An 11536-nucleotide genomic window follows, 5' to 3' on the forward strand; every position below is an offset into this window, starting at 1 on the left:
CTTGGGGAGAGGCTTGCTTGTGCTGAGGCTCCGCTAGTGATTTTCTCCCCGCAAATCGCACGGGCCCGGAGGAAACCATTCTCGGGGCTTCCTGGTCGTCAGGGAAAACGGAACCGCCCCGCATGAACATCGTCGTCCTGATCGGCATCGTGATCACCCTGGTGACGGGGATCCCGGTGCTGCTGCAGCTGCTGCGCAACCACCCGCGCGGCCTGATCATCCTGTTCTTTGCCGAGATGTGGGAGCGGTTCTCCTACTACGGGATGCGCGGCATCCTGATCTTCTACCTGACCCAGCATCTCCTGTTCTCCGACGAGACGGCGAACCTGCAGTACGGGTCCTACACCTCCCTCGTTTACCTGCTGCCGCTGGTGGGCGGCCTTTTGGCGGACCGCTGGCTGGGCACCCGCAAGGCGGTGGCCTTCGGGGCCCTGCTGCTGGTCGCCGGGCACCTGACCATGGCGGTCGAGGGCACGGGGTCGCGGCAACAGCTGGTCTACGCCGGCCAGAGCTATCCGGTGGCCGCGGAAGGCCGCATGGAGGCCCGCGAGGTGCGCCTGATGGTCGGCGGCCAGGCGTACGAGTTCGGCCCGGCGGCCAACGGCGGCGGCCTGGAGATCAAGGGCCTGGCCCCCGGCGGTCCGCTGCCCTCGGTGCTGCCGGAAGGCTCCTACACCCTGCAGACCCAGGCCGACCCGCTGGGCCAGGGCGCCTTCTTCCTGGCGGTGGCGCTGATCATCATGGGGGTCGGCTTCCTCAAGCCGAACATCTCCACGATCGTCGGCCAGCTCTACCAGCAGGGGGATCCACGCCGGGATTCCGGCTTCACCCTCTACTACTACGGCATCAACCTCGGAGCTTTCTGGGCCTCGGTGCTCTGCGGCCTGCTTGGCCAGACGGTGGGCTGGTGGGCCGGCTTCGGCCTGGCCGGCGTCGGCATGCTCGCCGGCTTCGTGGTCTTCGTGCTCGGGAAGAAGCACCTGCAGGGCAAGGGCGAGCCGCCCAACCCCGAGGCGCTGAAGCAGAAGGTCGTAGGCCCCCTGAACCGCGAGTGGCTGATCTACGTCCTGGGCGTGCTCGGGGTCCTGCCGATCATGTTCCTGGTGCAGCGCAACGACCTGGTGGGCATCGGCCTGATGGCCTCCATCGTCTTGTCGCTCGGCTTCATCGGCTGGTTCCTGGTGGCCAAGTGCAACAAGATCGAGCGCGAGCGGATGATGCTGGCCATGGTGCTGATCTTCGGCGCCGTGGTGTTCTTCACCTTGTTCGAGCAGGCCGGCACCTCGCTGAACCTGTTCGCGGCCCGCAACGTCGATCTGATGGGCATCACGGCGGCCCAGACCCAGTCGTTCAACGCCGGCTTCATCCTCATCTTCGCGCCGATCTTCGCGGCCATGTGGGCGTGGCTGGCGCAGAAGGGGCGCGACCCCAACCCGACGCTGAAGTTCGGCCTGGGCCTGGTCCAGGTGGGGCTGGGCTTCATGGTGGTGGTGTGGGGCGCCGGCATGGCTGACGACCAGTACCGCATGCCGCTGATCCTGCTGGGCCTGCTCTACCTGTTCCACACCACGGGCGAGCTGTTCCTGTCGCCCGTCGGCCTCTCCGAGATCACCAAGCTGTCGGTGGCCTCGGTGGTGTCCTTCATGATGGCCGTCTGGTTCCTGTCGTCCTCCATCGCCCAGTACGTCGGCGGCTGGATCGCCAGCCTGGCCGGCACGCACACGGTGGGCGGCCAGGTCACCGACCCGGCGCTCGCGCTGCGCACCTCGCTGGAGGTGTTCAACATGCTGGGGCTGTGGGGCATGGGCCTGGGCGTGGTGTTCATTGCGCTCAGCTTCTTCGTGAAGCGCTGGGCGCATGGCGTGAACGATCCAGACAACCACGAGCAGCCGGAGCCGATCGCCCCGGTGCTCGACGGCGAGCGCCAGGCGGTGAGCCCGGCCGCCGTGCGGGCCGACAAGAAGGCCTGAGCCCAAGGCAGGAGACGGAAAAGGCCGGGGCGGGTCCCCGGCCTTTTTCTATGCGCCGAAGTTGCGGCGGATGCGGATGCTGACGCCGCCGGGGGTGTCGAAGTTCAGCCGGTCGTCGATGTCCGGCGCGCCCGTCCGGCCGGCGCCCGGGTAGATGTAGAAGGTGTCGCGCAGGTCGCGAGTGGTCAGGTTGCGCAGCTCGGCCCTGACGTTCCACTGAGGCGAGGGCTTCCACTCCACATAGGCCTGCACGTAGGTGTGCAGCTTGAAGTTCTCGATGGAGTCGAAGCGGTAGTAGGTCTCGCGGAAGCCGCCGAAGACGTCGACGCCCCAGGTGATCTTCCAGCTCGGGATGTCGTGGCTGAAGTTGGCCTGCCAATCGAGCGGGTGGATCCCCGAGATCTCTCGTGTCTGCCCGGTGGTCGGGTCCACCACCTCCGTCCAGCGCTTGCGCACCTCCCCCTTCAGCTGCGCGCCCTTCAGGCCCAGGCGTTCGAAGGGGATGGTGTACTCCAGGATGATGGCCGTGCGCTTGCCATCGCCGATGTTCTGGGGCGTGTCGAAGACCGTTCCGTCCTCGAGGAAGACCGGTCCCCGGTCGATGACGTCGGTGATCTGGAAGTGGCGCAGGGTCAGCACCACGACCCCTGACCCCCAGAAGCGCTGCTCGAAGGCCGCCTCGTAGACCCACTCCTGTTCGGGGTTGAGGTCGGGGTTGCCGGCCGTGACGCCCGCCGCGTTGTTCAGGTTTCCGCTGGCGACGAAGTCCCCGAAGTTGAGCTGGCCCACCTGGCGCTCGATGCGCAGGCGCACCTGCCGGGTCTCGGACGGCGCCCAGGTGACCGCCATCCGCGGTTTGAGAAAGCGCAGGGTTTTCTCGAGCTGCACGTCGCCGGACGAGGTGATGGTCGAGCTCTCGTAGCGGACGCCGCCGTCGAAGGTGAGCTGGGAGGTGGCCCGCCAGGTCCCCTTCGCGAAGACCTCCTTGCGGTCCTCCTCCACGTGGACGTTGCCGGCGGGCAGGTCGATCGCCTCTCCGTCCACGCGAAGTGCGGTGGCGCTGGCCAGCGTGTTGAGCGCCGTCTCGCCGCCGGCCTCGACCGACAGGGTCTGGCTGAAGCGGTGCTTCAGCACGCCTCGCCCGATGGTCTCGCTGGTGTCGCGGTCCAGGGTGAAGTCGCTGAACGTCCCATCGTCGAAGGTCGAGGCGGTGATCCGGTTGCGGTCGGTGCGCAGGGCGACCAGCTCCAGGTCGGTGTCGCCGCCGAAGGTGCGGCTGTAGCGGCCGCCGACCTCCGTCTCGACGAGGTCCTGGTGGAAGACGCTCTGCTCCATTCCGGTGGCAGGCGCGCGGTAGCGGGTAGTGTCCTCGAACTTGAACTGGTCGTCCAGGGCGCGCGCGTTGAGGCGCAGGTCGCCCCAGAGCAGCGGCGTCTCGATCGAGCCGGAGGCGACGTACTGGCGCCCGTCGCCCTCCTGGTCGATGTCGGTCAGCAGGGTCGGCGTCCCGTCGCTGTAGATCCGCGCGCCGTGTCCCTTGCCGGCCCCGTCGTCCAGGCCGGTGCCGTGCCGCAGCGAGAGTTCCCATTTGCGCCGGCCCTCGCCGCCGGAAGCGTCGGCGCGCAGGCCGATCAGGTCGCGTCCGTCCCAGAGGTGGAGGTCCGACGCCTGGACCATGCCGCGCCGCCCGCCGCCCTTCTTCCGGATGATGTTGGCCAGCACGGTCTTGCCCTGCATGTCGATGCCGGGCGCGCCGCCGCGGATCACGTCTATGCGCTCGACCTGGCTCGCGGGGATGCGCTGGATGATGCTGCCCAGGTCGTCGCTCTTGGAAGAGGGCCGCTGGCCGTCGATCAGCACGTTGCCGGCTGCGCCTTCGAACCCGCGGACGCTGGAGCCTGCGTCGAAGCTGAACCCGGGGATCCGGCTCAGCATGTCCATGGCGCTGTTCGGCTGCTGGGCTGCGAAGTACGACGGCGGATAGCTGATCACGCCCTGCTGGGCCGCCGTTTCGGGAGCGGCGGCCTGGAGGAGGAGCAGGAGCTGCAGCATCAGCCGAAGGTCTTGCGGACGCGGAAGTAGAAGGTGCGGCCCGGCTGGTAGTCGCGGTCGATGATGATCGGCTGGCCGCCCTCGCTGCGGGGGCCGGGATAGACCTGCACGGTGCGGCGAAGCCCGCGGGCCGTGGCGTTGCCGATCTCGAAGCGGATGTTCACGTCAGGCGCCGGCCGCCACTCGATGAACGGCTTCACATAGGTCTTCAGCTTGACCGTCTCGATCAGGTTGAAGCGGTAGTAGGTCTGCCGCCAGGCGCCGAAGGAATCCACGCCCCAGCTCAGGTTCCAGCGCGGGATGTCGTGGACGAAGCTGGCGTTCCAGTCGAGCGGACGCTGGCCGGAGATCTCGCGCTTCTCGCCGGTGGTGGGGTCGGTGACCTCGCTCCAGATCTTGGCCACGTCGCCCTTCAACTGGGCGCCCTTCCAGCCCAGCCGGTCGAGCGGCAGGGTCAGGTTGATGCCGACATGGTCCTTGCGGCCCTCGCCGATGTTGGTGGGGGTGTCGAACACGCCGTCGTCGGTGAAGACCGGGCCGCGGTCGATGACGTCGGAGAGCTCGGAATGGCGAAGGGTGAGCACCACCACGCCGCGGGCCCAGAAGCGCTGTTCGAACTCGGCCTCGGCCACCCAAGCCTGCTGCGGGTCGATGTCCGGGTTGCCGGCGACCACGCCGGTGCCGGCCTGGAAGTTGGACGAGGCGACGAAGTCGTCGAAGTTGAGCTGGCCCACCTCGCGCTCGATGCGCAGGCGCACCTGGGTATCGGGCCGAGGCGCCCAGGTCACCGCGACGCGCGGCTTCACGAACTGCAGGGTCTTCTCCAGGACCACGTCGCCCTCGGACGAGATGGTCGAGCGCTCGAAGCGCACGCCGGCGTCGACGGTCCAGGCGTCCGAGGGGCGCCAGGCGCTCTTCAGGAAGGCCTCGTTACGCAACTCCTCCACCTGCACGTTGGCGGCGGGGAGGTCCTGGGCGACGGCGTTCTCGAGGAAGGCCGTATGGCTGTCGAGCTTGTTGAGCGCGGTCTCGCCGCCCGCCTCGAATGAGAGGCGCTCGTCGAACCTGTACTTCACCACCGCCCGACCGATCGTCTCGCTGGACTGGCGCTCCAGATCGAACACGAAGGCGTTGGCGTCCACGTCCACGAAGGTGGAGGTGATGGTGCGGTCGCGGCTCTGGCGCAGCCCGACCAGCTCCAGCGTCGTCCTGTCGGTGATCGGGCGGGTGTAGTTGCCGCCGATCTCGGTATCGTCGGTGAGGTAGAGGTCGTCGGTGGTCTCCAGGCCTGGCGTGGGCGAGTAGATCTCGTTGTCCTCTTCCAGCTTGAACTTGTCGGTGGCGAGGCGGCCGTTGATGCGCGCCCGGCCGCCGAACAGCGGGGTCTCATAGACGCCGGTGCCGATGAAGTTCACCCCGTCGGCTTCGCCGCGGATGCGCGACAGGTCGGGCGGCGTGCCGTCGGGATAGATCACCACGCCGGCGCCCTCGCCGACGCCGTCGTCGAGGCCCTTGCCTGCGAAGGTGCCGATTTCCCACTTTCGGCCGCCGGGCAGGTCGCCGTTCGCTTCCAGGCGGAAGGCCTGCATGGTGCGGCCGTCGTTGGTGTGGTTCTGCGACATCGCGGTGAGCAGGCGTGTGCCCCCGCTTTTCTTGCGGATGACGTTCGCGAGCACCGTCTTGCCCTGCATGTCGATGCCGGGAGCGCCGCCGCGGATCACGTCGATCCGTTCCACCTGGCCCGCGGGGATGCGGCGCAGGATCTCTTCGAGGTTGTCGGTCTTGGAGGAGGGCCGTTGGCCGTCGATCAGGACGTTGCCGGCCGCGCCTTCGAAGCCGCGGACCGAGTCGCCGGTGTCCAGCGAGAAGCCGGGCAGCCGGGCCACCATGTCCGACGCGTTCGACGGCTGCTGGGCCGCGAAATAGGACGGCGGGTAACTGATCACCCCCTGCGTCGGCGCAGCGGCGGCTTCCGGCGCAGCCGCGGCAGCGGCCTGCGCCAGGAGGTGGACTATGAGCATGAACTCTCTCCCAAGCCGCCGCAGGTGAACTGCGCCTCGGGTTTCAGGCCAATTAATTGCCCGTAAGGTGGATTAAATCGCCGAAATGTTTTCCGGCGATCACCCGGCGCTGGAGGAGTTTGCCCCTACTATTTTACAAACGTCAACTAGAGGTTCGTGCCGCCGACGGTGAGCCCGGTGATCTTCAGCGATGGCTGGCCGACGCCGACCGGCACGCTCTGGCCGGACTTGCCGCAGACGCCGATGCCGGGATCGAAGCCGAAGTCGTCGCCGATCATGGTCACCCGCGTGAGCGCCGAGGGCCCGTCGCCGATCAGGGTCGCGCCCTTCACCGGCGTGGTCACCCTGCCGTCCTCGATCAGGTAGGCCTCGGTGCACTGGAACACGAACTTGCCGTTGGTGATGTCCACTTGGCCGCCGCCGAAGTTGGCGCAGTAGAGGCCGCGCTTGGTCGAGGCGATCATCTCCTCACGGTTGGAGTCGCCGCCCATCATCGCGGTGTTGGTCATCCGCGGCATGGGCATGTGGGCGTAGGACTGGCGGCGCGCATTGCCGGTGGGGGCCAGGCCCATCAGCCGGGCGCTCATCCGGTCGTGCATGTAGCCCACCAGGATGCCGTCCTCGATCAGGATGGTGCGCTCGGTGGGCGTGCCCTCGTCGTCGACGGTGAGCGAGCCGCGGCGGCCGGCGATGGTGCCGTCGTCGAAGACCGTGACGCCCGGCGCGGCCACCCGCTCCCCGACCCGGCCCGAGAAGGCCGAGGTGCCCTTGCGGTTGAAGTCGCCTTCCAGCCCGTGGCCCACCGCCTCGTGCAGCAGGACGCCATTCCAGCCGGGGCCTAAGACCACGTCCATCTCGCCGGCGGGGCAGGGGACGGCCTCGAGGTTGACCAGGGCCTGGCGCAGGGCCTCGTCGACGGCGGACTGCCAGTTCTCTTGGGTGATCCAGGTTTCGAAGCCGGCGCGGCCGCCGGAGCCGGTGTAGCCGTTCTCGCGGCGGCCATCCTTCTCGACGGTGACCTGGACATTGATGCGGCACAGGGGACGCACGTCGCGGATCAGCCGGCCGTCGGCCCGCAGGATCTCCACCGTGCGGCGCTCGCCGGCCAGGGAGGCCATCACCTGCACGATGCGCGGGTCGCGGGCGCGGGCCCAGGCGTCGATCTCCTGCAGCAGCTTCACCTTGTCGGCGAAGGCGGGCGAGGCGAGCGGATCGTCCTCGCCGTAGAGCCTGGCGTTGGTGGGCCGGGGGCCCTCGGCCGCTTCGCCGGAGTAGCCGCGCTTGGCCAGGGCCGCTGAATCGGCGGCGCGGCGGATCGCCGCATCCGAGATCTCGCTGGCGTGGGCGTAACCGGCTGTTTCTCCAGCAACTACCCGCAAGCCGAACCCCTCGGTGGCGTCATAGGCGGCGGACTTCAGGCGGCCATCGTCGAAGAGGAAGGACTCGCTTTCGCTGCGCTCCACGAATAGCTCGCCGTCGTCGGCGCCCGTTAAGGCGTCGGCGAGAACCTCGCGTGCACGAATCGGATCAACTCCGTGGGCGTCGAGGATCGAGGGGGCGGGGGCGTGGGCGTTCATGCCAGCGAACATAGGGAGGCGCGCCCGGCGCGTCACCCCGCAGACGGCCTCGCACGGCTCGCGCGGGGCGCGTGGTCGCGCGTCCGCAGCTACAGCTTCGAAGGCAAGCTCGCCGCCTTCGTGATCTTCGCCGGCCAGTCCAATGCGCTCGGCTTCGGCATGGACGGCTCCACCCTGCCCGGCGAGTACGGCAAGCCAGATCCCCTGACCCTCATATGGAGTTCGCGGGCGCAGGCGTTCGAGGTCATGCAGCCGGGAGTGAACACCGGAACGGCCAATACGCCGGCCGCCTGGGCCGCCGAGGTGGCCTTCGCCCGCGCCTTCCGCCAGGCGAACCCGAAGGAGCCGCTCTACATCGTCAAGTCCGCCAAGGGCTCCACGGGCCTCGCCGCCGACCCGCAGCGGATCGACTGGTCGCCCAGCTCCACGGGCGAGATGTTCGACGCCACCGCGGCCGAAGTCGCCGCGGCCCGGGCCGCCGCCGGGGTGGGCGCCGTCGACGCCGTGTTCATCGTCCAGGGCGAGCAGGACGCCACCCAGGCCGCCTGGGCCGACGCCTACGGCCGCAACGTGACGGACTGGTTCGCCGCGATCCGCACCCGCTGGATGGCCGATCCCGAAGGACCGATCTTCTTCGCGCGCGTGGGCGAGCCCCTGGCGCACGCCCAGGCGGTGAGTCGCGCCCAGGCTCTGGCCGACGCCGCCGACCCGCACGCGGCTTCGGTCGAGACGACCCACTTCCTGCTGCAGGCGGACAGCCTGCACTACAGCGCCGCGGCGCATCTGGAGATGGGCCAGGCGTTCGGGCGCCTGTTCGTTGCCGAACGCTCGCGGCGCGGGGCGAGGGCCGCTGGTTCCGGCTGGCCCGGCGCGGGCGCACCGGCGGCCGGTAGCAGGGCGCCGAATCTTCGAACGCGAGTCGCCGGAACGGCCCCGCTGAAGGTGGCGGAGAGCCTTCGTTTTCCGGGGTTTTCACCTCATCCGCAGGGAAGCTGGGCCCCTGCGGCCGCAACCGCTTGGCAAGCTGGGGGGATGCGCGTATGCACGCGCGCTGAAGGGCCGGGCGGCGCTCGCAAGAGCGCGTGCGCGCCTTCGCTTAAAGTCGGCGGCGGCGATCGCAAGGACCGCGAAGCGCGCGGCCGGCCAACCAGACCGAGGGGACATGAAGTCTAGGTTTCAGGGCATCCGGGCGCTGACGGCGCGGCTCGCCGCGGGCGCGACGTTGGCGTTGTGGGGCGCAGCCGCCCTTGCCGAGGATTTGGCGGGCCAGCCGACGCCGGGCGCGATCGACCTGCAGCCGGGCGTGACGTCGCTGCGGCACTCGGCGATCAATTTCCACAACGCGATCCTGCTGCCGGTCATCACGATCATCACGCTGTTCGTGCTGGCGCTGCTGGTCTGGTGCATCGTCCGCTACAACAAGCGCGCGAACCCGGTGCCGGCCCGCTGGAGCCACAACACCCCGGTCGAGGTGATCTGGACGGTGGTCCCGGTCCTGATCCTGATGGTCATCGCCATCTTCTCGTTCCGGCTGCTGTTCGACTACCACGACGCGCCCAAGGCGGACGTGACGATCAAGGCCACCGGCTACCAGTGGTACTGGGGCTACGAGTACCCCGACCTGAACGTCGCCGAGTACGTCTCCAACATCCTCCCCGAGGAGCAGGCCAAGGCCAAGGGCGTGCCCTACCGGCTGGCGGCCACCGAGCCGCTGGTGATCCCGGTGGGCCGCAACGTGAAGGTGCTGGTGACCGGCGCCGACGTGATCCATGCCTTCGCCGTGCCGTCGTTCGGCGTCATCACCGACGCCGTCCCGGGCCGCTTGAACGAGATCTGGTTCAACGTCGAGAAGCCGGGCACCTACTACGGCAACTGCCGTGAGCTCTGCGGGGTCGACCACGCCTTCATGCCGATCGAGGTCCGCGCGGTCAGCGACGCCGAGTTCGCCGCCTGGGTGGCCAGCAAGGGCGGCGGGCCGCCGGCGCCCACGCCGTCGGCGCTGAACGCCGCGGCCAACGCCGCCGGCGCCGCCAACACCGAACCCGCTCCGGCCGCGGCCGGCGCCGGCCAGCCCGCCGCTGCGTCGGCCGTGAACCCGGCCGCCCCGCCGCCCCAGACGCCGGAGCCGAAGGCGCCCGCCGCCGCACCGACCCAGCCTGCGCCCAAGGCGCCGGCTGCGAAATAATCCAGGATTAAGCGTAAGATGGCACACGCCGCCGCACACGATCACCACGACAGCCCCGAGCACAAGCCGGGGTTCATCACCCGGTGGTTCTTCTCCACGAACCACAAGGACATCGGCACGCTCTACATCCTGTTCGCCATCATGGCGGGCCTGGTTGGCGGCGCGCTCTCCGGTCTGATCCGCTGGGAGCTGGCCGAGCCGGGCATCCAGGTGTTCCGCGAAGGTTCGCTGCTGGCGCAGCTCGGCCTCATCGAGCCCACCAAGCACGGCTACAACGTGGTGGTCACCGGCCACGCGCTGATCATGATCTTCTTCATGGTCATGCCGGCCATGATCGGCGGGTTCGGCAACTGGTTCGTCCCGCTGATGATCGGCGCGCCGGACATGGCGTTCCCGCGGATGAACAACATCTCCTTCTGGCTGCTGGTGGCGGCCTGGGTGCTGCTGCTCGTCTCGATGTTCGTGGACGGCGGCCCGGGCAAGGGCTTCGGCGGCGGCTGGACGCTCTATCCGCCGCTCTCGACCTCAGGGCACACGGGCCCGGCCATGGACTGCGCGATCCTGTCGGTCCACTTGGCCGGCGCCAGCTCGATCCTGGGCGCCATCAACTTCATCACCACGATCTTCAACATGCGCGCGCCGGGCATGACCCTGCACCGGATGCCGCTGTTCGTCTGGTCGATCCTGGTGACCGTGTTCCTGCTGCTGCTGTCGCTGCCGGTGCTCGCCGGCGCGATCACGATGCTGCTCACGGACCGCAACTTCAACACGCACTTCTTCGACCCGGCCGGCGGCGGCGACCCCGTCATGTACCAGCACCTGTTCTGGTTCTTCGGCCACCCGGAAGTGTACATCCTGATCCTGCCGGGCTTCGGCATGATCAGCCACATCGTGTCCACGTTCTCGCGCAAGCCGGTGTTCGGCTACCTGGCCATGGCCTACGCCATGGTGGCGATCGGCTTCATCGGCTTCATCGTGTGGGCGCACCACATGTACACCGTGGGCATGCCCATCAACCTGCGCGCCTACTTCGTGGCCGCCACGATGGTCATCGCGGTGCCGACCGGCGTGAAGGTGTTCAGCTGGATCGCGACGATGTGGGGCGGGTCGATCGACTTCAAGACGCCCATGCTGTGGGCGATCGGCTTCATCTTCCTGTTCACCGTCGGCGGGGTGACGGGCGTCGTGCTGGCCAACGCCGGCATCGACTACAGCCTGCACGACACCTACTACGTGGTGGCCCACTTCCACTACGTGCTGAGCCTGGGCGCCGTGTTCGCGATCTTCGCCGGCTTCTACTACTGGTTCGAGAAGATGTGGGGCGTGAAATACCGCGAGTGGCTGGGCGCGCTGCACTTCTGGATCACCTTCATCGGGGTGAACCTGATCTTCTTCCCGCAGCACTTCCTGGGCCTGCAGGGCATGCCGCGCCGCTACGTGGACTACCCGGAGGCCTTCGCGCTCTGGAACTACGTCTCGTCGGTCGGCTACGCGATCACCGCCGTCGGCGTGGGCGTGTTCCTGATCGTCCTGCTCGACGCGATGGTCTTCCGCCGCAAGGCCGAGGCCAACCCGTGGGGCGAAGGCGCCACGACGCTGGAATGGACGCTGCCCTCGCCGCCGCCGTTCCACCAGTTCAACGAACTGCCGGTGGTGAAGCCCGACGTCCACTAGGACCGGACCACCTCCGACACCACTTAAGGGGCGCGTCCTTCAGGGGCGCGCCCCTCG

7 protein-coding genes are annotated in these 11536 nt (G+C 68.5%); 4 read left to right on the forward strand and 3 right to left on the reverse strand.

The features are described 5' to 3' along the window. The first annotated feature begins 122 nt into the window (after positions 1-122). Complete coding sequence (locus VIL76_RS16990; protein WP_332046222.1) at positions 123-1970, forward strand: peptide MFS transporter; 1848 nt, start codon at positions 123-125, stop codon at positions 1968-1970. 48 nt (positions 1971-2018) lie between these two features. On the opposite strand, the gene VIL76_RS16995 is transcribed toward VIL76_RS16990, so the two are convergent. The 3 genes from VIL76_RS16995 to tldD form a co-directional block, all read right to left on the reverse strand. After that, positions 2019-4022 carry a TonB-dependent receptor plug domain-containing protein gene (locus VIL76_RS16995; protein WP_332046223.1) on the reverse strand — a complete coding sequence of 668 codons (2004 nt, stop codon included), beginning with the start codon at positions 4020-4022 and terminating at the stop codon, positions 2019-2021. Further along, on the reverse strand, positions 4022-6043 hold the full coding sequence (locus VIL76_RS17000; protein WP_332046224.1) for a TonB-dependent receptor plug domain-containing protein: 2022 nt from the start codon (positions 6041-6043) through the stop codon (positions 4022-4024). The genes VIL76_RS16995 and VIL76_RS17000 overlap by 1 nt, the downstream gene beginning before the upstream one ends. 146 nt (positions 6044-6189) lie before the next feature. Beyond that, positions 6190-7620: a metalloprotease TldD gene (gene tldD / locus VIL76_RS17005; RefSeq protein WP_332046225.1), complete on the reverse strand. Its 1431-nt coding sequence runs from the start codon at positions 7618-7620 to the stop codon at positions 6190-6192. On the opposite strand from tldD, the gene VIL76_RS17010 reads away from it, so the two are divergent. The 3 genes from VIL76_RS17010 to ctaD are packed head-to-tail and all read left to right on the forward strand — an operon-like array spanning position 7609 to position 11479. Further along, positions 7609-8793, forward strand: a complete 1185-nt coding sequence (locus VIL76_RS17010) for a sialate O-acetylesterase (RefSeq protein WP_332046226.1) — start codon at positions 7609-7611, stop codon at positions 8791-8793. The two genes, tldD and VIL76_RS17010, sit on opposite strands and share 12 nt — an antisense overlap. Continuing rightward, positions 8783-9805, forward strand: a complete 1023-nt coding sequence (coxB, locus tag VIL76_RS17015) for a cytochrome c oxidase subunit II (protein WP_332046227.1) — start codon at positions 8783-8785, stop codon at positions 9803-9805. Before VIL76_RS17010 ends, coxB begins: the two co-directional genes overlap by 11 nt. Before the next feature lie 18 nt (positions 9806-9823). Next, a complete protein-coding gene (gene ctaD, locus VIL76_RS17020) occupies positions 9824-11479 on the forward strand; it encodes a cytochrome c oxidase subunit I (RefSeq protein WP_332046228.1) in 1656 nt (551 codons plus the stop codon). The last annotated feature ends 57 nt before the right edge of the window (positions 11480-11536 follow it).

The organism is Phenylobacterium sp. (assembly GCF_036563285.1).
In the GTDB taxonomy this organism is placed as follows: Bacteria; Pseudomonadota; Alphaproteobacteria; order Caulobacterales; family Caulobacteraceae; genus Phenylobacterium.